This is a genomic window from Nostoc sp. TCL26-01 (assembly GCF_013393945.1).
GTDB lineage: Bacteria > Cyanobacteriota > Cyanobacteriia > Cyanobacteriales > Nostocaceae > Trichormus.
In genome coordinates, this window is record NZ_CP040297.1 from 366,535 (window position 1) to 389,416 (window position 22,882).

Annotated in this window: 20 protein-coding genes; 13 read left to right on the top strand and 7 right to left on the bottom strand. The window is 41.2% G+C overall.

Going from position 1 to position 22,882, the window contains the following annotated elements; genetic code table 11:
* Positions 1-34 precede the first annotated feature (34 nt).
* Positions 35-619 (bottom strand): thylakoid membrane photosystem I accumulation factor, encoded by a 585-nt coding sequence (locus tag FD725_RS01540; protein WP_179046510.1) that lies wholly within the window; start codon positions 617-619, stop codon positions 35-37.
* A gap of 244 nt (positions 620-863) precedes the next feature.
* On the opposite strand from FD725_RS01540, the gene FD725_RS01545 reads away from it, so the two are divergent.
* The 5 genes from FD725_RS01545 (at position 864) to FD725_RS01565 (ending at position 4,577) form a co-directional block, all read left to right on the top strand.
* Positions 864-2,201 carry a Mur ligase family protein gene (locus FD725_RS01545; protein WP_179051379.1) on the top strand — a complete coding sequence of 446 codons (1,338 nt, stop codon included), beginning with the start codon at positions 864-866 and terminating at the stop codon, positions 2,199-2,201.
* Between the two features lie 133 nt (positions 2,202-2,334).
* A complete protein-coding gene (locus FD725_RS01550) occupies positions 2,335-3,120 on the top strand; it encodes a type 1 glutamine amidotransferase (RefSeq protein ID WP_179046511.1) in 786 nt (261 codons plus the stop codon).
* A gap of 122 nt (positions 3,121-3,242) precedes the next feature.
* Positions 3,243-3,770, top strand: a complete 528-nt coding sequence (locus FD725_RS01555) for a J domain-containing protein (protein ID WP_179046512.1) — start codon at positions 3,243-3,245, stop codon at positions 3,768-3,770.
* 85 nt (positions 3,771-3,855) lie between these two features.
* Positions 3,856-4,128 carry a DUF3143 domain-containing protein gene (locus FD725_RS01560; protein WP_179046513.1) on the top strand — a complete coding sequence of 91 codons (273 nt, stop codon included), beginning with the start codon at positions 3,856-3,858 and terminating at the stop codon, positions 4,126-4,128.
* Positions 4,129-4,223: 95 nt separating this feature from the next.
* Positions 4,224-4,577 (top strand): hypothetical protein, encoded by a 354-nt coding sequence (locus FD725_RS01565; RefSeq protein WP_179046514.1) that lies wholly within the window; start codon positions 4,224-4,226, stop codon positions 4,575-4,577.
* A gap of 403 nt (positions 4,578-4,980) precedes the next feature.
* Here the strand turns inward: FD725_RS01565 and FD725_RS01570 are convergent, their stop codons facing one another.
* The 4 genes from FD725_RS01570 to FD725_RS32260 all read right to left on the bottom strand — a co-directional run bounded on the left by FD725_RS01570 (position 4,981) and on the right by FD725_RS32260 (position 10,705).
* Complete coding sequence (locus FD725_RS01570) at positions 4,981-5,217, bottom strand: DUF4327 family protein (RefSeq protein ID WP_096537447.1); 237 nt, start codon at positions 5,215-5,217, stop codon at positions 4,981-4,983.
* A gap of 1,302 nt (positions 5,218-6,519) precedes the next feature.
* Positions 6,520-6,918, bottom strand: coding sequence for a 30S ribosome-binding factor RbfA (gene rbfA, locus FD725_RS01575; RefSeq protein WP_179046515.1), 399 nt, complete (start codon positions 6,916-6,918; stop codon positions 6,520-6,522).
* 168 nt (positions 6,919-7,086) lie between these two features.
* Positions 7,087-7,293, bottom strand: a complete 207-nt coding sequence (locus FD725_RS01580; RefSeq protein WP_179046516.1) for a DUF751 family protein — start codon at positions 7,291-7,293, stop codon at positions 7,087-7,089.
* A gap of 493 nt (positions 7,294-7,786) precedes the next feature.
* A complete protein-coding gene (locus FD725_RS32260; protein ID WP_179046517.1) occupies positions 7,787-10,705 on the bottom strand; it encodes a calcium-binding protein in 2,919 nt (972 codons plus the stop codon).
* A gap of 143 nt (positions 10,706-10,848) precedes the next feature.
* On the opposite strand from FD725_RS32260, the gene FD725_RS01590 reads away from it, so the two are divergent.
* Genes FD725_RS01590 through FD725_RS01600 form a run of 3 tightly spaced genes read left to right on the top strand, consistent with a single transcriptional unit; the run spans position 10,849 to position 13,123 of the window.
* Positions 10,849-10,986, top strand: a complete 138-nt coding sequence (locus tag FD725_RS01590) for a hypothetical protein (RefSeq protein WP_179046518.1) — start codon at positions 10,849-10,851, stop codon at positions 10,984-10,986.
* Positions 10,983-11,786, top strand: a complete 804-nt coding sequence (locus FD725_RS01595; RefSeq protein ID WP_179046519.1) for an SDR family oxidoreductase — start codon at positions 10,983-10,985, stop codon at positions 11,784-11,786. The genes FD725_RS01590 and FD725_RS01595 overlap by 4 nt, the downstream gene beginning before the upstream one ends.
* Before the next feature lie 2 nt (positions 11,787-11,788).
* Positions 11,789-13,123 carry an NAD(P)/FAD-dependent oxidoreductase gene (locus FD725_RS01600; protein WP_179046520.1) on the top strand — a complete coding sequence of 445 codons (1,335 nt, stop codon included), beginning with the start codon at positions 11,789-11,791 and terminating at the stop codon, positions 13,121-13,123.
* A 26-nt stretch (positions 13,124-13,149) separates the two neighbouring features.
* Here FD725_RS01600 and FD725_RS01605 read toward each other — a convergent pair whose 3' ends face one another.
* Positions 13,150-13,752 carry a TetR/AcrR family transcriptional regulator gene (locus FD725_RS01605; protein WP_179046521.1) on the bottom strand — a complete coding sequence of 201 codons (603 nt, stop codon included), beginning with the start codon at positions 13,750-13,752 and terminating at the stop codon, positions 13,150-13,152.
* Positions 13,753-14,077: 325 nt separating this feature from the next.
* Positions 14,078-14,578, bottom strand: a complete 501-nt coding sequence (locus FD725_RS01610) for a GNAT family N-acetyltransferase (RefSeq protein ID WP_179046522.1) — start codon at positions 14,576-14,578, stop codon at positions 14,078-14,080.
* Positions 14,579-15,045: 467 nt separating this feature from the next.
* On the opposite strand from FD725_RS01610, the gene FD725_RS01615 reads away from it, so the two are divergent.
* The 5 genes from FD725_RS01615 to FD725_RS01635 all read left to right on the top strand — a co-directional run bounded on the left by FD725_RS01615 (position 15,046) and on the right by FD725_RS01635 (position 22,790).
* Entirely contained in the window at positions 15,046-15,516 is a 471-nt protein-coding gene (locus FD725_RS01615; RefSeq protein WP_179046523.1) for a beta-lactamase hydrolase domain-containing protein, read from the top strand.
* A gap of 860 nt (positions 15,517-16,376) precedes the next feature.
* Positions 16,377-17,384: a hypothetical protein gene (locus tag FD725_RS01620; protein WP_179046524.1), complete on the top strand. Its 1,008-nt coding sequence runs from the start codon at positions 16,377-16,379 to the stop codon at positions 17,382-17,384.
* A gap of 359 nt (positions 17,385-17,743) precedes the next feature.
* Positions 17,744-18,667 carry an SRPBCC family protein gene (locus FD725_RS01625; RefSeq protein ID WP_179046525.1) on the top strand — a complete coding sequence of 308 codons (924 nt, stop codon included), beginning with the start codon at positions 17,744-17,746 and terminating at the stop codon, positions 18,665-18,667.
* A 422-nt stretch (positions 18,668-19,089) separates the two neighbouring features.
* A complete protein-coding gene (locus FD725_RS01630) occupies positions 19,090-21,618 on the top strand; it encodes a lipoxygenase family protein (protein WP_179046526.1) in 2,529 nt (842 codons plus the stop codon).
* 194 nt (positions 21,619-21,812) lie between these two features.
* Positions 21,813-22,790 (top strand): aldo/keto reductase, encoded by a 978-nt coding sequence (locus FD725_RS01635; RefSeq protein ID WP_179046527.1) that lies wholly within the window; start codon positions 21,813-21,815, stop codon positions 22,788-22,790.
* The last annotated feature ends 92 nt before the right edge of the window (positions 22,791-22,882 follow it).

A 22,882-nucleotide genomic window follows, 5' to 3' on the forward strand; every position in this document is an offset into this window, starting at 1 on the left:
AATTAGGGCAGACCAATTTGATCTACCCTTAAGTTTACTTGGATAACTCACTACTGAATTCATTAAAGGCTCGTCGTTTTAACTGCACTGATTCAGTGCGAGGTAATAAGTCAAACACTTCTCGTAGTTTGTCATCTACCTTTTCAAAAGGAACTTGACCTTTCTCATTGAACACTACTTCACCAGATTGATTAAACACTACAACTTGGGGAACGGAACCAGTGTAGTAATATCCCGGTTCTGTGGGAGCATAGGCTTTTTTTGCTGGTATGGTATCTACACTCACAGGCATAATTTCTGCAACTTTCCCATAAAATTCTTGGAATCGGGAAATCACAATGGCGTATTGCTTGCAGTCACGGCTGTCATCAACGTAAAATGCCAAAACTACAGGTTTATGTTCCGCTATGGATTGGGCTAAGGTAAATTTGGCAGGGACTAGAGAACCGTTACCAGCATAAACCACGAACATATTGCCATCATAAGTATCATCGTTAATACCTGCAAAGGACGGCTGCATCCCCAAAATCAACAAGCAAATAAGCAGCAACAAGCATTTAGACAGCGATCGCCCCCAGCCAGTAAGCTTATGTAAAAAAGATAACTTTATACTACTCATCAAAAAGAACCCTGTAAGCTACTATTTGTCTGTCGTCAGTTTGTGCTGAATTAGGCAACCTGGACTGGATATATAATTACGCACGTACACTATTTTTTAAGATAACCCGTATGGTGAGGATTAGGAAATGGGTATTGGGTATTGGGTATTGGGTATTGGGTATTGGGTGATTTGTCAGGATTTCCTCTCAATGACAATTGACCATTGACAATTGACTATTGACTATCAATTAACAACTACCAGAATGGGCAATAAAATAAAACTCATAGATAGAGTGCGTTTAGGTTTCGCGGTGTCGGTGGCGAAAAGTGTGACGTTTTTGGTGCGATCGCTGCGTCTAGGTGCTGCTAGTGTATTACCAGGTGCGATCGCACGTCGCATTGAACCTCGACTTTTACAGTTATTGAGTCAGCAGGTGAAAAATGGGGTGATTATCATTGCTGGGACGAATGGTAAAACCACCACCTCACTACTTTTATGCACGATTTTGGAAAATAAAGGTTATCGTGTCGCTCATAACTCTACAGGTGCAAATCTGGAAAACGGCTTAATGACAGCGTTACTAGAAACCACAGACTTAGTAGGAACGCTGAATGTAGATTATGCAATTTTGGAAGTAGATGAGAATATTGTACCGAAAGTACTAACACCACTCCAGCCAAAAATTATCCTCTGTCTAAACTTGTTCCGTGACCAACTTGATAGATACGGGGAAGTAGACACCATCAGTAAACGCTGGACAAAAGTGATTTCCACTCTCTCACCAGAAACTGTAGTTATACCTAATGCTGATGACCCGACTTTATCCTATCTCGGTCAGCAATTACCTCAAAAAGTTTTATTCTTTGGTTTGAGTGAACCAGAACATTATTTAGAAGCCATTCCTCACGCCGTTGATTCTATCTATTGTCCCCGGTGTGGACATTCTTTAGATTACGCAGGTGTGTATTTGTCCCATTTAGGAGACTTTACTTGTCCCCAGTGCGGTTTTAGTAAGAGTCAACCGACATTAGCCAGCAGCCAATGGCCACAAATTCTCGTAGGTTTATATAACAAATACAACACCTTAGCAGCCACAACCGCCGCCAAAGAATTGGGAGTAGATGAAAGCACAATTAAAGATAGTATTCACAACTTCCAAGCAGCTTTTGGTCGTGCAGAAGATTTAGTCATTGATGGTAAACGTGTCAGAATTCTCTTATCCAAAAATCCTGTGGGGACGAATGAGACAATTCGCGTCGTCAATCAAAGTACAGACAAAACAACATTACTAGTGTTAAACGATCGCACACCCGACGGCACAGATGTATCCTGGATTTGGGATGTAGATACCGAAAAACTAGTCGAACGCGGCGGGACTTTAATCGTCAGTGGCGATCGCGTCTATGATATGGCCTTACGTCTACGTTACAGCGAAAAATCACCCCAAAGTAACCTAAATTTAATCGTCGAACCAGATTTACGTCAAGCGATCGCCACTGCCCTAGCACACACCCCAGCAACCGAAACCCTCCACATTCTCCCCACCTACTCAGCCATGCTAGAAGTCCGCGAAGTTCTCACAGGTCGGAAAATTCTTTAAATTAGTCATTGGTCAATAGTCAATAGTCAATAGTCAGTGGTCATGAGCATTTTTTCTTCTCCCCTGCACCCCTGCACCCCTGACTCCCTCACTCCCTCACTCCCTCACTCAGCACTCACTACTCCCAAATATTATGACTTCTCAATCATTAGAATTAGTTATCGGTTGGCTATATCCCACATTGATGAGTACCTATGGCGATCGCGGTAATGTGATTACTATCGAACGTCGCACTCAATGGCGGGGGTACAATGTGAGAGTATTGCCCCTAGACCAAAACTCTACAGCAACTGATATCAAATCTGTAGATGTAATCGTTGGTGGTGGCGCACAAGATCGTCAGCAAGAAATTGTCATGCGTGATTTGCAAGGTGCAAAAGCCGATGCTATCCGTGAGAAAATCGAAAATGGCACACCAGGAGTTTTTACCTGTGGTTCACCACAGTTACTAGGACATTATTACGAACCAGCCTTCGGACAGCGTATTGAAGGATTAGGCATACTTGATTTAGTTTCTATTCATCCTGGGGAAAATACTAAACGTTGTATTGGTAACTTAGTAGTAGAAGTTACAGCAACTCGTTTAGCACAAGATTTAGCAGAAATGACAGGTAGCAAACCTTATCTAGTAGGGTTTGAAAATCACGGTGGACGTACCAAATTAGGTAAGGTAGAAGCTTTAGGAAAAGTCGTGTATGGCTTAGGTAATAATGGCGAAGATGGTACAGAAGGCGCTTTTTATCAAAATGCGATCGCAACATATTCCCACGGCCCCCTGTTACCCAAAAATCCCTTCGTCGCTGACTGGTTAATTCAAACAGCCTTGCGCCTAAAGTATCAACAACCCATCATCTTGCAACCACTAGACGACACCCTAGCCACACAAGCCAGAGAAGCAATGTTTAATCGACTGAAATAATTGGGAGTGGGGGACAAGGGGACAAGGGGAGAAAAACTCTTGCCTATTGCCTATTGCCTATTGCCTATTCCCTTTTAAATTCTCAAGCCAGTTTACAATATTAGAAAAAACTTGAGTGCAAGGTGAGTCAAACAGCCGTGAATCAAAACGGTGCAAAGCCACAAAGTAGTGAACCCACATACTATTCCTTGCTGGGTTTGCATCCCTCAGCATCAGTTATCGACATCCGCCGTGCTTATCGGGAACTGAGCAAACGTTATCATCCTGATACCACGGAATTATCTGCTGTTGTTGCTACTCGCAAATTTCAGCAAATCAACGAAGCTTACGCCACCTTGAGTAATCCAGAAAGACGTTCTATCTACGATAGGAAAATTGGTTATTCTCGCTTTGGCGTAATTCAACCACCGCCTGACTTGCATCGTCCTACATCTTACAGTTACGATTACTCAAAATCAGCTTACCTCGATGCGAGCGATCGCCCCCTCTCATCAGGGGAAATTTTTGTTTTATTTATTTTGGGGTTAACTTTTGTTGGTTGTCTAGTACTAGCTGTAACTATCAGCCTCATTCGCGGTGATACACTTTTCCCAACACACCTACAACAACCAATTTCATATTTGTTACAAATAGTTAATCCAAGTTGCTAATCATCTAGATATAGTCCTTCGATTCGGTAATTGAGAATTCCAACAAAATCCTCACCCAATACCCAATACCCATCATCCATCACTTATGACTCTTGTTTCTGCTGATACTCCCTTATACAGTCATTCCTTACCACAAATTGAGCAATGGCTCAAAAACCAAGGTTGCACACAAGATGAAATACAATTGCACTGCTGGCGTGTAACTCGACCTAATTGGCAAGCTGAATTATGGCTTGATGTTGAACAGATTGTTGTTCGCTACATCCAAGCTGGAGAAAATGGACAGGATATTCAACGCGCTTTCAAATATTCCCTCAGTCGAGAAGATATTGAACAAGCAGTATTTTCGGGGCCGTGAATTGTCTAGTTGTCGTTGCCGCTATTGAGAAGTCAGAGGAGTGTCAACATTCCGGTAACATAGATAATTATTAATCCAGTTTTAATAAACTACTTATGTCTTCCACTCCTTTAAGACTGAACCTGATTGAAGGTTCTGTGTCTTTCAATTTCTCCCCCCAAGCAGCACAGGAATTAAAAGCAGCGATAGATCAGTTAATGGAAAGACTCAAGGCAGTCAGCGCCAAACCTGCTGCCGGCGGCAGTAAAGCCTCACCACAGCCACCATTGGAGTATCGTTACACTGGTGAGGTATTTTTAGAAATTTTCTGCAATCCGAATATTTGGCCTACCCCTTTTGCCGCAAAAGTACTACTAACTGTTCGTGATGTTAGTATCCGCTTGACTACAGAAGCTGAACTTACACGAGTAATTGAAGATATTAACCAGTATTTAGAGCAAGTTGGATAAGCTTTGGGTGTGAAGCAACTGTTCTCTGTTACCTGTTACCTATTCCGTGTTTCCTACACTCACGAGAAGACTTTTTTAGCAAGCCCTACTTAATTATGTAACGAGGTTGATATAAATGCTATCAGAAAAATTACCGGAGCAGTTTATTAGTCTAACTGCTCCGGTCAAAGATTTTTTACATAAAATCATCAAGTTATCACACCGGACTCACACAAAAGCTTGCTTTTAACCATTCGTTAATTTGAAAACTTGTACAAAACGAAAATAGAAGATTCTGGATCGAGAAGGAGTCATTCAAACCAGAGATACTCCCTCTACTTGGGGGTTGAAAAATTTATAGTCACATCCAGGCATCCAAAAATCAAATCTCAATCCAAAATCATGAGTAATGACGAATTGTGGATTAGTCGTTATCCCATTCTTCCCGACCAATCAGGTCACCAATGCGATCGCGCAACAAGAAGTCACACTTTTCCAACTCACACTCTACACAAACCCACTCTCTAGCAGGAATGTATTGGCAGAGTGTGTATATAGGCTGTTGTCTGCTGACCATTCCTTTTTGTACTAGTCGGCGTGCTTCGTCCTGAATTACATCCAGAGAATAGTAGTTGATAGAAGGCACCGTATTCACACTCATGGTTTTTACTCACAAATTTACACTTAGATAGTGTTCCCACCAAAAGATGAAGAACAAACAGGACAGGAATTAGACTTGTGCTTAGGGTTTTGTAGTTTACTATACGGAACTATTTTCATTTTGACGCTACATATCCTCAAATAATTTAAAGATATGTTAAAAATGTCAACGAATCTTGACATTAGTTCCATACATATCGTGCAAATCCTAAACTAAGTTTACTTGAAACAATATCGATAGCAGAGGTAAGAAATCATCACAGTAGAATCATGCTTAAAAAGCCTAATTTAAACAAACCTATAATGCCCGGCAGAAATTAAGGTATAAACTATTGCAGAGCTAACGTTACCGTACATTAGGAATACTCGGAATGTGCCATAAGTTAATAATTTCTTAAAGCAACCCATAATTTTTTGATTGATTGACATTATCTGAGCTAACTGATTGCTGGAGATAAACATCTGTCAAAAGGTGAGAGACATCTATATACATTAACAGTAGTCAGATAAAGCCATATCCTACTGGAGACTTACCTAAAGAGCATCATTTGTAGCAAGTATTACTTAAGTGATCATTCCCTAACATCTAGTTACGTAAGTAAATGACTATAAAATTGTAAAGTTTTGTTGAACTAGCGATTTTTTGTTAGTGGAGTTACACAACCTCAAATATTTAACTTCGTGGCCGAATGGTAACATCACTGACAAACAAAGACCCAGGGGTTCGCACCCCCAATGAAGGTAGAATTAGGACTTACGCACTGAACCAAAAAACCCTTCTGAGGGTGGTCAATAGTCCATAGTCCATAGTCCAAAAATCTTGATTTTAAAACGTCAGTCCGCACAACGGGAAAGCAGTCGGGTGGGCAGGTTTCCCGCGCCACTTGCTACAACTTTGGAAACCAAAGCAACGCAGTGGCTTGACTTGAGTGAACTGCCCTGGAAACCCCCATAGACGGCTGGTTCCCTTTGACCATTGACTATTGACTATTGACAAAAAAGCCAGAAAACTTAGTTATACTGCGTAAGTTCTAAGAATTATGTCTCTGTCTTCCGAATTCCCTGGTATAGACAAATTTAAACAGACGCGAGATATTCACGTCTGTCAAATGTTTAGCGGATTATGCGGAGACTAATTGTTCTCTATTGACATTGCAGCAAAAGAGACAAGAAGAAGTAAAGATGAGAGAGTGATGAGCGATGAGTGTGGGAGTGCTGAGTGGGGAAGTGAGGGAGTAGTGTTCTTACTAATTTTGAATTTTGAATTTTGAATTCCCCGTAGGGGTTGACCAATCCCCAATACCTAATCCTCAACATCATCAGCTGGCGGAACATCATCAATAGACGATCGCTCATACTCCAGTTTGTTCAAAAGCGATAATACTTTAGTTCCCCGTTCTATTGAACGATCTTCGATAAAAATCACTTCTGGAGTGCGGCGTAACCTAACTCGCGCCCCTAATTCGCTACGCACAAAACCAGTTGCTGATTTTAACCCAGCCATTGTTTCTGCTTTAGCTTCGTCTGTACCATATATGCTGACATAGATTTTGGCGTGTTGTAAATCACCAGAAACATCTACATCAGTGACACTAACCATTCCTGTACCAACACGATCATCTTTAATACCGTTGATTAGCATTTGGCTAACTTCCCGCTTGATTAGTTCAGCAACACGGGAGACGCGGCGATTTGTAGCCATAAAATCTTTACCTCCTCACAAGAGGTTCGACAACAACATAAATTTGAGTTAGAAAGGACAGCACTGCTATGCAGTAGTCAAAATTAAACTAGCTCGTTATAATCGGCTTTTTGTTAATTTTGTCAGATGCTGTGGCCTAATTTTGTGGTGGCTTTACCTGTTTTTAGTCTAGACTGTACTCAATCCCAACATTGCTCGTAATGTAAAAGTGATAAACGCCAGCGCACCAACAAACAAACCCACAAGGGCAATTAAAGTTACTGGGCGCTTTAGAAATGGGAATAGTGGCTCAAAGGTATTCAGGAAAATCCCTAAGACGATAGTAATTAAGTAGCGGGGGTAGCGAAAAACGTTATCCCAAAATCCGTCAAACATTTTAATTAAGACTACCTTATTATATACTTATTGCTTATTTTGACTTGCTTTATCATCCTCATTGTAATATGAGACGCTGGAAAAATACCCAATTAATATATGAAATACCCAGTCTGTAGGTTAGTTGCAAAATTTGCTATTTGCCACAACCCAGATTTAGCAATGCTTTTAATTAGAAACTCAGCTAAAAATTTTTATGGTTATAGCCCAATACGGTTCAGTTAAGAAAATAAATGAATTGCTAGACATAAAACAGATCTATTTTTGGAGGGGGTTTGGGGGACGCAACCGTCCGAAGTTTTGTGGAAGGAAACCTTCCCCACAAACTTCTCCCAATCGGGGGTTTGGGGGAGAATCCCCCAAGTCTTGGTTCTTCTGAGATCGATAAGGTGACAACCTTAACTGAACCGTATTGGGTTATAGCCACTAGACAAGACCCCCGACTTCTGGGAAAAGTCGGAGGTCTAATTTCTCATGAATTATTTATGCAGTTTTAAACAAGCTGAATGTCTAAACTAACTGCAAAATTAGTAGGTTTATTCTCCAGAGTAGCGAATTGAGTACCTTGGAAGAACAAGCCACCAGTTACATCGTTGTAACTGAAATTATTGAGGTCACTAACACCAAATCCGAGTTTAGAGATTTGAATCTTATCACTTTCCGAGCGATTAAAGTCTTTGATGATATCCAAACCTTCCAACCTAGAGTTAATCACAAACTTATCTGCACCAGTACCACCAGTGAGAATATCACTGCCAGCGCCACCGACAAGTATATCATCACCAGTACCACCAGTTAAGTTGTCATTACTAGCGCCACCCCGCAGGATATCAGCATATTGTGAACCTGTGATCTCAAAGCGCTCAATATTGTAGTAGTGTAATACGGAATGAGCCGTCGCACGGCTGAAGACAGCATTTTGTCCATAGGCTCCAACCTCCACACCAGCACCATTATTCCAAGTACTGTAGTCAGCTATTAATGTATCAGTACCAGTACCACCATCAATATAACCCTCTGTATCAACCAATCTGTCATTGCCATCGCCACCTACTAAATAGTCATAGCCTGCGCCACCTGCTAAATAGTCATCACCACCATTACCATACAGGTTGTCTGTGCCAGCGCCACCACGTAGAGCATCAGCATATTGTGTACCCAGAATACTGAATTGCTCAACATTACTGTAAGAAAGTAGGATATTTCCACTAAACCTGTCAAAGATGGCACTTTGTCCAAGATATCCCACATCCACACCAGCATTATTATTGAAGTTGGTATAGTTAGCTTCTAATGTGTCACTACCTGCACCACCATCGACAACACCAGCTATATCAATCAACCTATCATTGCCATCGCCACCAGCTAAGTTGTCATAGCCAGCACCACCATCGAGGGAGTCATCGCCAGTACCTCCGGCCATGACATCATCACCAGCACCACCCAAGAGGATATCATTACCAGATCCACCATTCAGGTAGTCAGCCTCGTTACCACCATCCAGGTAGTCATTGTCTTCACCACCATAAATGATATCGCTACCGTTACCACCGTAGAGAGTATCTTTGGCAGAACCAGAGACAACAACAGTGAGAGAGTCACCGAGAATGGTATCGTTGCCATCACCACCGTCAATATAGTCATCGCCAGCATCACCATATAAGTTGTCATTGCCAAGACTACCGTATATAGTGTCATTGCCAGCACCACCAGCTAGGTTGTCATTGCCAGCGCCACCCCGCAGCACATCATTATATTGTGTACCTGTGACATTGAATTGCTCAATATTGCTGTAATAGAGTATTGGATTACCTGTAAGACGGCTGTAGATAGCATTTTGTCCAAAGGCTCCTACATCTACACCCGCGCCGTTATTGAAGGCGCTATAGTTAGCTACTAGTGTGTCAGTACCTGTACCGCCATCAACAGTACCATCTATATCAACTAAGGTATCATTGCCATCGCCACCAGCTAAATTGTCAGAACCAGCGCCACCACTGAGATAATCATCCCCAGCACCACCAGCTAAATTGTCATTACCACCAGCACCGCGCAGGGTATCAGCATATTGTGTACCGGTGATGTTCAATTGCTCGATATCGTAGTAGGTGAGTAAAACATTTTGATTTGCTTGGCTGCGGATAACATTTTGTCCATTTAAGCCGAGATTCACGCCAGCACCATTATTCAAGGTGCTGTAGTTAGCTACTAATACGTCATAGCCCGCATCACCACTAACCACACCATTTATATCTTCTAAAGTATCATTACCAGTTCCACCAGCTAGATTGTCATAGCCAGCACCACCAATGATGTAGTCATCACCCATGCCACCAGCTAAAGAGTCGTCACCAGCACCACCACGTAAGACATCATTGTATGATGTACCGATAATCGAAAATTTTTCTATATTGCTGTACTGAAGGATTTGATTCCCAGTTTGGCGACTGTAGATGGCACTTTGTCCTAAATATCCCACATCTATACCAGCACCATTATTGAAGGTACTGTAGTCAACTGCTAATGTGTCAGTACCTACACCACCATCAACCACACCCTCTGTATCACTTAAGGTATCATTTCCCTCTAGACCATATAAGTAGTCATTACCTGCGCCACCAAGGAGGTAATCATCACCAGCACCACCGTAAAGAGAGTCATTCCCAGCACCACCGTAAAGAGAGTCATTCCCAGCACCACCATCGATGTAGTCGTTATCATTGCCACCATCGAGATAGTCATTATCTTCACCGCCAAAAATTGCATCGTTGCCGTTACCACCATAGATAGTATCTCTGGCAGAACCAGAAACAGCAGCATTGAAGGCATCACCATAAATTCTGTCGTCGCCATCACCACCTTCAATGTAGTCATTACCAGCTTCACCATAGAGATAATCATTTCCCGCACCACCGTATATGCTGTCATTGCCAGCACCACCAATTAGATTGTCATTATAAGCACCACCCCGCAGCACATCAGCGTATTGTGTGCCGGCAATGTCAAATCGCTCAATATTGCTGTAAGTCAGTAGGGGATTGGGATTACTGGCAAGGCGGCTGTAGATGGCGTTTTGTCCGTTGGCTCCAACATCAATACCAGCACCATTGTTCAAGGAACTGTAGTTGGCGACTAGGGTATCAAAACCATTACCACCATCGACAGTACCATCTATATCTACTAAAGTATCATCACCGTCGTTACCATACAGGTTGTCGTTGCCAGCGCCACCATAGATGATGTCATTACCAGCGCCACCCAGTAAGTTGTCGTTACCAATACCACCATCAATTACGTCGTTCTTGTCTGCACCAGCTAGGTAGTCATTACCACTATTCCCAGAAAGTGTCCAAGATTCACCATTAGTTCCTGCGAAGAAGTCATCGTCAATCTTGCCGTTAAATGTTCCCATATTAGTGTTCCTATAAACCTTGTGTTTTGTGTTCTTGCTGAGTTACACGTGGGACTTTTACGGTTTATGCAGCGAATTGGGAACTAAGGGAAAAAATTTTTGGCGTTTCTCTGTGTCTCTGTGTCTTTGTGGTTAGATATCTGATGGCAACTTTCTTAAACACCCCTAGAGTAACAGCGTTTTTCCTCAGTCTGGATCATCTGAAAACTTCGGTTACAGCTAACCAAGATACAATGGATTCCATCGCCCAGAGAATTCACGTTGATTACGAATTAGCATGACCCACATTAACAAAGCAGTTATCCTCATCACTGGTGCATCTGGTGGGTTTGGACAGGAACTGACCAAGCAATTATTAGCAGCTGGTAGTCGGTTGATTTTGACTGATATCAATGAAGTTGTTTTGCGTCAGCGAGTAGCAGAAATTCAAAGTGAAGTGAAGACTGGTGAGATATTAGCCTGTTTAGCGATCGATATTTCTCATTATCAGGGATGTGAAACTCTCTATCATCAAGTCAAAGCCCTGAATCTACCCATTGATATTTTAATTAATAATGCTGGTATCGGTCTATTCGGTCGCATGGATGAGATTCCCCCGGAAAAATGGGAATATCTCATGCAAATAAATTTACTGACACCCATGCGATTAAGTGCCTTATTTGCTGCCGATATGATTGCTAGACAAAAAGGCCATATTGTGAATATATCTTCCTTAGCGGGGTGGTGTGCGATCGCAGGTATGGCTCATTATTCAGCTAGTAAGTTCGGATTGCGTGGTTTCAGCGAAGGGCTATTCAATGAATTAAAAGACTACAATGTGAAGGTTACAGCTGTTTATCCCTTTTTCAGCCGTACTCCCATTCTTCAGTCAGAACGCTATGGAACCTTGGCTAAAACTTTTCGCGGTTTACCAGAACATTTAGTCACAGATCCCGCAGATGTCATGCGTGCCACAATTCAAGGAATTATTCGCAATCAACTTCATGTATTTCCTGATCCCACAGCTCAAAGACTGCATCTGTTAAAACGATATTTTCCACCGTTAGTGGACTGGATCAATAATAGGTTCGGAGGTAATTAAAGATGGTAACACTGAGTAGCTACAGTACAACTCAAAACATAGTTGATACAACTCATAAACATCTAATTATCGGGGCTGGTTTTGTCGGATTAGGCATGGCACAAGCACTTCATGCTGCTAATATTCCTTACGATCAAGTCGATGCTAGTGATGATATCGGTGGAAATTGGTATCATGGTGTGTATGAAACTGCACATATCATCTCATCACGCAAGATTACCCAATTTACCCATTTCCCCATGCCGGCAAATTATCCCGACTTTCCCAGCGCTCAAAATATGCGGGATTATTTAAACTCTTTTGCCGATCATTTTGATTTGCGTCGGCAGATTCAACTTAATCATAGCGTTAGTTATTTGCGACCAGTCGAAAAAAATCTGTGGGAAGTTACCTTTACTCATGGTGAACAGCGCCTCTATAAAGGTGTGCTGATTTGTAATGGTCATCACTGGTGTAAACGGTTTCCCCAATTTCAGGGAGAATTTAAGGGTGAGATTATCCATACCAAAGATTACAAACACCCTAATCAACTGCGGGGTAAACGAGTTTTAGTCATTGGTGGGGGTAACTCAGCTTGTGATGTAGCCGCAGAAGCGGCGCGTGTAGGTGCTAAGTGTGTGCTGAGTATGCGGGAATCAGTTTGGTTCATCCCGAAAACATTTGCCGGAGTTCCAGTTGCCGATTTAATTAAATGGTGGATGCCAGAATGGTATCAACGTCTCATGACTTACGCCATCATCCGCATGACATTCGGCAAGCATGAAGATTATGGTTTATCTTTGCCCCAGCATCAAGTGTTTGCCAAACACCCTACTCTTAATAGTGAAGTTCCCTACTACATCAAACATGGACGAATTATCCCTAAACCTGCTATTAGTCACTTGGATGGTGAAGAAGTAGAATTTATCGATGGTAGCCGAGAAGCTTTTGATCTGATTGTTTGTGGCACTGGTTACTATGTCACTTATCCATTTCTTGCCCCAGAACTTCAGCGTGTTGAAGGTGCGGTAGTCAAATGTTATGCAGGTGCGTTTTTAGATGATTATAAGGGAATTTATTATATAGGTTGGGGACAAGCCAGAGGTGGAGTAGGCTCACTGATTTCTGCTTATGGTTCACTTTTTGCTCGTTATCTCCAACTCCAAGATGAAATTAATGTACCTCTCGGTCTAGTTTTTAAAGAAATAGGGCAGCGTTTACCAGAAACTCATCTTGGCGATCCTCAGCAAGCATTTAGACAGTTAAAGTTGGTGAAGTTGTTATTTGACCAATTTGCTAAAAAAGCTCATCAAATTGATGCTAAATATCCTGATTTCCAGAATCATCCTCTTTTGTAAAAATAGGCAATAGGGAAATTAAGTAATTACGAATTAATAATTCCCTGCACAAAAATATCTACGCAGGTTTCAATATATTTCTGACAACTATAACTACTTTGCTTCAGCTTGGCGTTGCGGCAAAGCATCCCCGCTAATAACATTCCTGTAAACATATCCACTGCTGGTACTGGATCAAAGTCGTTTCTCACAGTACCTTGTTGCTGATGCGATCGCAAATAATCTACCAGTTTTTCTCCTAAAGGTTGAGCTGCTGCTTCAATAATTTGCTTGGCTGCTTCTGGATGACGTTTGGCTTCTCCAATAAAAGTACGAATCAAATCTTCATGGGCTTCCAACATTGTATTGTAAAGCTGGGCATATCGTGTTAAGTCAATTCTCAAATCCTGCGTCCATGCTTCGGGACTAGCTAAAACTTCTATCTGAAGTACCAAAGCATTTTCAATAACTGTTTTTAACAGTTGCTCTTTATTAGCAAAATGGCGAAATAAAGTTACCTCATTTACACCAGCAACACGTGCTATTTCACGGGTAGTTGCTCCTTGTACACCTAAATTGGCAAATACTTGTGAAGCCGCTTCTATTAATTTTGTCCGGGTAAGGGCAGATGAACGGATAGTTTTAATCATTCTCGCTGGCACGTACTTGCATTATAGGTTTTGAGAAAAACAGGTTTGAAAGTAAGATAAATTATCACAAGACAATATGTAAATGATTTTTAAAAAATCATCAAATTTAAAATGTATCCCTTGCTACGAAAAATTCCATGTTGGGTGATGCTACACCCCAGCTAATACCAATTCACTAAAAATATGATACAGATCCAAACACGGAAAGCCTTGTTTTACAAGGGTTTCTTAATTTTGAATTTTGCGGAAAGTTCTGTAGGCGGGTTTCCCGCCGTAGGAAACTTTTCAAGACGAATTTTGAATTTTGAATTGGTATAACCTCAGCCTAACTCACTCTAGATTTCTCCAGTTTTTTACTCATCTTAGAAACTGGAACTATTACCCCAGTTCGCAACTGATGAGCTTCTTTCTTGATCAGATTAAATCCTAGTCGCAAATAAAATCCCTCAGCATAAAGACTAGCTGTAGTAATTACTTGATCTATCCCTTGCTGACTTGCTTCCTGACAAAAACGCTCTACTAAAGCTCTGCCAATTCCTCTATTTTGATAATGAGGATGGACATATAAAGTGATTAATTCATCAATAATATAACTAGCAAAACCAACAACACGATCGCACTCGATAGCCACCCAGAATGTTTCTGATTTCATTCTCTTGACAATATTAGAACCATCTGGCTTTTCTCGATAATTTCGCCAAGCTAATAGTTCTTGGTGGTTGTAAAAAGTTGTCGGTAAAGCTTTGATGGCTGCAATATGAATTGCACTCATCACCCAAGCATCTGTTTCTTCTGCCCGACGGAGAAATATTTCCTCAGCATTCATACACAAATCACTGGTTGCACAATCTGTCTTCTGATTTCTGGAAAATTTTGACTCGCTGCTTGAACACACTAGCACCTCAACGCAATGTGTTTCTTGAGAGTCTCTCAATAATTCTGCCGCGATCGCTAGTCCAAAATCAATCCCTGCTGAGAGGAATAAACTAAATCGTTACAACTATCACATATCAGCGTGCAGCATAATCCCTCACAAATTAAGGGACTATAAATAACGGTAAACCTATCGGTAATATGTATATTATATTTTAATCACACATAAGTCTATCGATAAACCGTATATTATTAAATAACTAGCAATTAAAGAAATTCACAAAGCAAATTCAGAGCTAATTCAGTTACAGGTTCTGATATTTGTCACATTGCGCTGTGCTGAGTTGAATAGCTGCTCCAAGCTTGTTCAATAGCGTTTTTACTGAACCAGGAACGATGAGAAAATAACCAGGAGTAAATGTGATCAACGCCATACGGATTAACGAAAACTTGACAACCACAGGACAAGTCATACCCAGACAGCTAGAGCAAGCTATTCAAGAAGGGTTTAAATCGGTTTTAAATTTGCGATCGCCTGACGAGTTAGGATTTTCCCTAGATGAGGAGAAAGTGGCACAAGCGTTAGGGTTACATTATATGAACGTGCCACTCAAACTAGAAGCCTTAAACGAAGAACTGATTACGAGTATTTTGGCAACCTTAGAGCATTTGCCTAAACCAGCCGTGATACACTGTGCCGCAGGGATGCGATCGACTGGAATAGCCTTACTGAGTGTCGCCATCAAAGAAGGATTAACACCAGAGCAAACCCTAGCCAAAGCCAGGAGTCTAGGGTTTAGCTTTCTAGAACACTCTGGCATTAATCCGCGACTCAAGCAACTCTTTGTAGACTATGTGAATAAACACACGAATGTAGCGGTATCTTTTTAACCCTAACTACAAATACAGGATGTAAGGGACTTCCCACTAAAAGGCAGGGGAGGCAGGGGAGGAAAAATCCCATGATCATATTTGCTCTCACCCATTGAATATTTTATTTTCTGGAAGTCCCTAAACAGTAGAGACGTAGCAGTGCTACGTCTCTACTACATTGCTACGTCTTTACAAGGATCAGGATATCGGGTGAATATTTCCCAATCCTTAATCCCCAATCCCCAATTCCCAATCTCATCCAAAAATTAAAGTGCCAACTATATTTAATATTTAATTTATACACATATGCCAAATATGATGTTAACATCATCGTCATCAAGCTAAATTATTGAGGATGTCCAGAGAAACAACTTCAATGCTTTTTTGACGAAGATTTGTTAACATTCACAACTTTGAATCATCGCAGTAAAGATTGTTAATACATTGTTAAAAATTTTACGGTAAAAACCTTCACATACCTTTTCAGGTATAGATAGATTTAACGAAAACGTATTAACCTTTACCCTAATCCTTAATTACCAATCAGACTGTTTTTCAGCTTAGTAAAAATAACTCAACATAAGATTTTCAGCTATGCAAATAATGTATTTAGCTCATGTTTGTGGTGGCTAACAATTTGTGATGAGTTGGCAATGGTATGTGTTTTTGCAAGTAGCATAGGTGCAGCCAAACGCAGGTATGGCTCTAACTTGTGCTGTTTAGAGTACCAGTTTGCATTAACTATAGCTATTGATTACCAAGCAGCAAAACATTAACAAACATTGATTGCATCAGTTTGTAACAAACTTATCAAAAAATGCGAAATGCCGCACTTTGATTTGTAGTTCAGAACATCTTGGAAAAAGAGAGCAACTGCAATGGCTTGTGATTATATTGTGTTTATTCATGGTGTGAATACCCGATACGAAGGGGTAAAACCTACCTACGCCAACAAACTTATCGAATTAATTCAGCAGCAATTAGGTAATAGCCACAAAATCAAACCCGTAATTCTTTACTGGGGTAATATTGGTGATAAAGGCGATAAATTGCTGTTAAAAGAAGTACAAAAATCACCAGTCTGGAACAAACTTTGGTTTCAGCGCTTTCGTTCTCAACAAATGCTTGAGTTTATTGGTGATGCCGCCTTATACGTCAGTCGATACAAAGCAGCTGAAGTAGTTGAAATCCTGACAAAACAAGCAATGGCAGGACTAAAAGACTACAATCCCCAAGAAGACAGAGTACATTTAGTTAGTCATAGTTTAGGAACAATTATCTTATTTGATGTCCTCTTTGCTTCTCGTTGGGATGAAGAGGGAATACTTGGATATGAGGCTGTAAAAGAAACACGAAATACTATCTTTGGGATAGAACCGACTTCCAAAGAAGGGGTACGTTTAACCAGCATTCATACAATGGGTTCTCCAGTAGCCTTGTTTTATCTGATGGATGTTGACGACACTACAAAGGAGAGGAAAACTCTGCAAGGTAAAAATATCAATACTCATGACATTACCCCACGTTTAGAGATATTTTTGGATAACTTGCATCGAGAATTAGGAGAAAAGAAACTACCTTGGAGTAACTTTATTCATCCAGGTGATCCCATAGCTTATCCATTATGCACACTACTTCCTCAACTTGTTGATGGCAGACGTAAGTACATAGATATTCAAGATATAGTCACTCAAAACTATAGCTGGCTTTACTTCATCGGTAGCTTATTCAGACGTACACCAATAGCATTGATTCAAGGTGGTGATGCACACAATAGTTACTGGAGTAATCCAGAAGTAGCTAAAAAAATTGCAGAAACGTTAAAAATCACAAAAAATAATTCCCTACGCAAAGACTCTATTGGAGAATTAAAGACAATAAATTGAAGTCCGTTTTCCATCCCTCATTGGCAACTGAGGTAAATATCACAAAACTTAAATATCAGCAGCGCATAATTTCAGTCGATGGGACTGATAAGTTAGCAAAATTACGAAACTGGTATTTCAGCAATGAAAACCCGAACTGTGAAATTCCAACTTTGATTTTTGCAATATATGTAGGGTGGGCAATGCCTACCAAATGATAAGTTTGATGGGCATTGCCCACCCTGCAATTCAGTCTATATAGAGCAGAGTGTACAAACTTTAAACCTGTAACTCGCTTCTAAAGAATTGATATTGGGAATTTGTGCGCTTAAGTTTCTTACCTCTCACAAGATTCATTATTTTACTCAGGAGAAATCAATATGCCTTTAATCTTCAGCCCCGTTGAAGTTGAATATCTAGCTTCTGGTAAACGCCTCTCACGTACCAGCAATAATCCCACTCCTCTATCACCCAAACAATTCTGGGCTGCATTCGACGACTATTTAACAGTCCAACAGGCTTTAAGCGGACACCCTGATGTCAAACTAGAAAGCGACAAACCTGCTAATGGAGTAGGCGCTACTATTTACTTTGAATATAGAGAATCAGTTACTCGTGAAACTCTAGTTGTCTACGATGAAGAAAAACATATCTGGAAGATTAACCTCCCAGAACCCAATTCTATTTTCGCCTTCTATGAAGCCACTGCGAGAGTGTTTAAAGCTAGTGAGGGTGATGGTTCTGAAGTTACTCTAACTATCGATTTTGCCCTTCAAGGTAAAGATGCAGAAGAACGTACCGCTATTCTGCATACAATGGCTAACTCAGCCCAACCCCAAAGGATCGAAGAACTGAATACTTTCGTTCTCGAACGTGATGGACTCAGAAGCTCATTTGAGATTGAAGTTCACGCTTCTGCTGATAAATTGTGGTCAGTCATTGGTAACTGGGAAGATGTTTCTTGGGTACAGTATGCGACTGATGTGAGAATGATTCCGGCTGATGGCAGAAAGATATTTTTCCCACACAACAATGTAGTGGAAGAAAGACTCGTATATGCGGATGATGCAGACAGAACTTTAGTTTATGAAGTGAGAAAGAGTTCCTTACCTGTAAGCCTCTACAGAGGTACTGTCCAGCTTGTACCCGTAGATGATAATTTGACTAAAGTCAAGTACAACAACGTCTTCTTACCCAAAGAGAAAAAAGATCCTCACAAAGTACAAGCCGATATCGAAAAACTGTTCAACGATAGATTTAAGTGGTTCCAATCTGCATTTGACAGTAGAGTTAAGTGCCACTAACGATTTGATGTCTGGGTTGGGTTTCCTTACGTCAACCCAACACCAAGATATTGGTTAAGCTTTCAGTATCTATCCTTGTTAGGTTGATGCAAAAAACCAAGCTACATTACCTGAATTTCTCACCAGATTCAGATCAGTAGGTTGGGTTGACGTAAGAAAACCCAACACCGAGATATTGGTTAAGTTTTCAATATCTATGTTGGGTTGCGCTGCGCTTAACCCAACCTACATCTGCGATATCTGTGGCTTGTGAGAAATGCAGGATTAGTAACCCAAGTTACTAGTTATGTAGATATATTCTCTGGATTTGGTCATTACTAATTGGTAATGGAGATGGAATTCTTACCAATTATTCAGAGCTAAAATTGCGAACTTGTTTAATTTCCAGCAAACTCTATTCAAACAGTTTTAGAGGTAACTTCATGAGCTACGGTGCAAGTGTTACAGGTGTTGTTCGTGCGCCTATTGAGAAAGTATGGCAAGCATTTCGTCCTTTTGGTTCCGAGATCAGAAAATGGTGGCCTATTTATGAATCTTTGACATTAGAACCACCAGGAAAAGACGAGGTTGGGGCTGTACGCTCTTTTAAGACAGTCACAGGTAGAGAATATAAAGAACGTCTAGAAGCCCGTGATGACAAACAATATGTACTGAAATACTCTTTAGTGGAGGCTAAACCGAGCGTTCCTACACTCACGAGTATTGTTACTACTGTGGAAATGTCTGCTAAAAGTGCCACTGAAACTACAATTCATTGGTCATCGGAAGTGGAAGTGGGAGCAATTGTTTCTGGGCAAGTTGTGAGCGCTCAACAAAAAGCTTACACAGATGCAATTCAATCTCTGGATAAATATTTTAATCCTAGTTTTGGCACACTAGAAGTTGAACTAATTAGTGGTAGTAATTTAGTCCAAACAGGCTTTTTTCTACCCGATCCTTATGTTGTAGTTCATTTAGATGAAGGACAACCAAAAGAATCACACGTCTGTTTCCAAACTACTAATCCAGTATGGAGACAAAAGCTGACATTAGATGTATTGAGTACTGCTGGCAAATTGAGATTTAGTGTTTGGGATGCTAATTTGGGTCGAGATGATTTTCTCGGTTCAGCTGAGTTAGACTTACACGAATTAGTCGATGGTCAGATAACACGTAAAAATTTAGTTCTCAATAGTACTAAACACGGACAGATTAGCGTTTCCTTGTTGCTAGACCTCAGTTCTGGGGAGAAATTACCCCCGACGAAAGAGATGGAGCAAGAAATGGCGATCGCCTTTTTGCATGGTCTCCTAGATGACCTGAAAACCCAAGTACTACTGATTATGCAGCAAGAAGCTGTGGGTGAAGGTCAAAAGTACGAATATGTCAAGTATCCTCGCCGTACCGATGCGCCAGATTTACCACTAGAAGATTTTCCCCCAATGGTGAAGGGATTACCGCCTGGACAGGGTTTACCACCAAAGAAATTTGGCTTAATGTCAGAACGGTTAGCCGAGTATGTTTATTCAGAACTAGGGTTTTTAAATAGACTGCAAAAGACAATTCAAGCTGGTGGTGATCCTTGGACAGCCTATTATGCTTACTGGATACCATCGCCAGATAAAATTCCCCAGACTTGGAAAGATGATGCTGAATTTTGCCGCCAGCTGATCCAAGGTGTCAACCCGATGATCATTAAACTTTGCACAGATATTAAAGCGGTTCCACCAGATTTAGCACAACTCACAGCCCAAGGAAAAACTCTTCCCGAACTGATAGCAGAAAAACGGTTATTTATTCTAGACTACGCAGACTTAGAAGATGTCCCCCAACTACAAGGGAAAGTTTTCTATGCACCAACCGTTTTGGTTTATCGGGAATTATTGGAAAATGGTAAGTCTCGGTTGAATTTGGTGGGTATTCAGTTAACCCGTCACAAAGACCGCAAAAATCAAATCTATACTCCTAATTCCCAAACTCCTTACAAGTACTTGCTGGCGAAGATTCATGCAGCTTGTGCTGATGGTCAATACCATCAGTTTACTTACCATTTGGGTTTAAGTCACTTGGCAATGGAGCCATTTGCAATTAGTCACCATAACGCCTTCCCTAAAGATCATCCCATTGGTCAATTGCTCAAACCCCACCTGGAAGACACCATTGGGATTAACTACCTGGCTCGTCAGACCTTGGTTTCTAAAGTCGTTCCCTTTACTGATCGCACCTTTGCCACCGGCACATCTGGAGGATTAAGATTAATATGGAAAGCTTGGAAAAGATGGGACTTTTTCGGTTCTAGCTTCCCCGAAGACTTGCAGTCACGGGGATTTGATGAAAAAGGTTCTGAAGGTGTACAAGACTTCTACTTCCGGGAAGATGGCTTTAAGATTTGGAATGCCTACCTAGAATATACTGGCAATGTGGTCAATGATGTGTATAAAGATGATGCCGCAGTGGCAGCAGACCCAGTAATTCAAGCTTGGGCAAAAGAAACAGCAGACCCCGAAAAAGGTGCTGTACCTGGATTTCCTAGTGCGATCGCCACAAAAGAACTACTGGTTAAAACTTTAACTAACATTATCTTCCTTGGCAGCGCTCAACATTCAGCCATCAACTTTTCCCAATATCAAGCTTTGGGATACGTCCCCAACCGTCCCAACGTCATGTTTAAGGGAGTCCCAGAAACCGCAGGCGACATTACAATGGAGTATCTACTCAGCACCTTGCAAAGTTTCCCCACTGCCCACTTCCAGATATTTTTCTCCAACTTCCTCTCTACCCCATCTCTGCATCCCCTATCAGTCTTAACCAGACCAGATAAAATATCCGCAGAAACCCATGCTAAATTCAAGGCGAAACTAGACCAGATAGCCGCCGAAATTGATCAACGGAACGAAAAACTCAAACAAGAAGGTAAGATTCCTTATCCTTACTTGTCACCTAAAATGATAGCCTCCAGCATTGATACGTAGAGAGTGCTGAGTCATGAGTCATGAGTGCTGAGTGATTAGTATTAAGTCATAATGTTTTGTAGAGACGTGATTTATTGCGTCTCTACATTTGATTTTTGTATTAGACATCTGGAGAAAATGAATGTAGAGACGTTGCAGTGCAACGTCTCTACAAGGATTTCGGGCAATGTGTTAAAAAATAATTTAGCCATATTATGAAAAAACGTCAGTTGGGAAACCAGGGTTTGACTGTTTCCGAGATTGGTTTAGGCTGTATGGGAATGACTTCCGCTTATGGTGATGCGGATGAGGCGGAAGCAATTCGGGTGATTCACAGAGCAATTGACCTGGGTGTTACATTACTAGATACAGCTGAACTCTATGGCCCCTATACTAATGAGGAACTAGTAGGTCGAGCTATCAAAGGACGAAGAGATGAAGTAGTTATTGCTACTAAATTTGGATTGGCTATCAGTAATGGTATGGTATCAGGTACTGATAGTTCACCGGAGAATGTACGCCGGGTTTGTGATGCTTCTCTGTTGAGGCTGGGGGTTGATTATATTGACTTATTTTACCAACATCGTGTAGACCAAAATGTGCCAATTGAAGACACTGTTGGGGCATTAGCTGAATTGGTGCAACAGGGTAAAGTTCGTTACTTGGGTTTATCCGAGGCTGGGGTAGAAACTATTAAACGCGCTCATGCAGTCCATCCCATTAGTGCTTTGCAGACAGAATATTCTCTATGGGAACGCAGTCCCGAAGCGAGAATTTTACCAGCTTTGCGAGAATTGAAAATTGGCTTTGTCCCTTACAGTCCTATTGGGCGGGGTTTTCTGACTGGGCAAATTCAGAGTTTTGCAGACTTAGCAGAAGATGACTATCGACGCTATGATCCCAGATTTCAGGGCGATAACTTTGACAAGAACTTGCAAATTGTGGAAGAGGTAGCACAAATTGCTCAAGCTAAAGGTGCAACAAAAAGTCAAATTGCGATCGCCTGGTTATTATATCAAGGCGACGACATCGTTCCCATCCCCGGAACTAAGCGTTTACCTTACCTGGAAGAAAATGTCGGGGCGACTGAAGTTGCCTTGACACCAGAAGATTTAGCCAAATTAGATCAACTCGCATCTGTGACATCAGGCGATCGCTATACACCTGCTATGATGGCGAGGGTGGAAAGTTAAACCAGTTATCAGTTATCAGTTATCAGTTATCAGGTAATGGGTAATTGGTGACGGTGTGCTGCACGACTAAATTTTCTTAAATGGTTGGAAAT

Excerpts from the sequence above, each read along its gene's own strand:
- rbfA (WP_179046515.1), bottom strand. The coding sequence starts at position 6,918 with ATGGCTACAAATCGCCGCGTCTCCCGTGTTGCTGAACTAATCAAGCGG.
- FD725_RS01620 (WP_179046524.1), top strand. The coding sequence starts at position 16,377 with ATGGCTTGTGATTATATTGTGTTTATTCATGGTGTGAATACCCGATAC.
- FD725_RS01570 (WP_096537447.1), bottom strand. The coding sequence starts at position 5,217 with ATGAGTGTGAATACGGTGCCTTCTATCAACTACTATTCTCTGGATGTA.
- FD725_RS01550 (WP_179046511.1), top strand. The coding sequence starts at position 2,335 with ATGACTTCTCAATCATTAGAATTAGTTATCGGTTGGCTATATCCCACA.
- FD725_RS01605 (WP_179046521.1), bottom strand. The coding sequence starts at position 13,752 with ATGATTAAAACTATCCGTTCATCTGCCCTTACCCGGACAAAATTAATA.
- FD725_RS01540 (WP_179046510.1), bottom strand. The coding sequence starts at position 619 with ATGAGTAGTATAAAGTTATCTTTTTTACATAAGCTTACTGGCTGGGGG.
- FD725_RS01625 (WP_179046525.1), top strand. The coding sequence starts at position 17,744 with ATGCCTTTAATCTTCAGCCCCGTTGAAGTTGAATATCTAGCTTCTGGT.
- FD725_RS01600 (WP_179046520.1), top strand. The coding sequence starts at position 11,789 with ATGGTAACACTGAGTAGCTACAGTACAACTCAAAACATAGTTGATACA.
- FD725_RS01580 (WP_179046516.1), bottom strand. The coding sequence starts at position 7,293 with ATGTTTGACGGATTTTGGGATAACGTTTTTCGCTACCCCCGCTACTTA.
- FD725_RS01560 (WP_179046513.1), top strand. The coding sequence starts at position 3,856 with ATGACTCTTGTTTCTGCTGATACTCCCTTATACAGTCATTCCTTACCA.
- FD725_RS01595 (WP_179046519.1), top strand. The coding sequence starts at position 10,983 with ATGACCCACATTAACAAAGCAGTTATCCTCATCACTGGTGCATCTGGT.
- FD725_RS32260 (WP_179046517.1), bottom strand. The coding sequence starts at position 10,705 with ATGGGAACATTTAACGGCAAGATTGACGATGACTTCTTCGCAGGAACT.
- FD725_RS01635 (WP_179046527.1), top strand. The coding sequence starts at position 21,813 with ATGAAAAAACGTCAGTTGGGAAACCAGGGTTTGACTGTTTCCGAGATT.
- FD725_RS01590 (WP_179046518.1), top strand. The coding sequence starts at position 10,849 with ATGGCAACTTTCTTAAACACCCCTAGAGTAACAGCGTTTTTCCTCAGT.
- FD725_RS01610 (WP_179046522.1), bottom strand. The coding sequence starts at position 14,578 with ATGAATGCTGAGGAAATATTTCTCCGTCGGGCAGAAGAAACAGATGCT.
- FD725_RS01545 (WP_179051379.1), top strand. The coding sequence starts at position 864 with ATGGGCAATAAAATAAAACTCATAGATAGAGTGCGTTTAGGTTTCGCG.
- FD725_RS01630 (WP_179046526.1), top strand. The coding sequence starts at position 19,090 with ATGAGCTACGGTGCAAGTGTTACAGGTGTTGTTCGTGCGCCTATTGAG.
- FD725_RS01565 (WP_179046514.1), top strand. The coding sequence starts at position 4,224 with ATGTCTTCCACTCCTTTAAGACTGAACCTGATTGAAGGTTCTGTGTCT.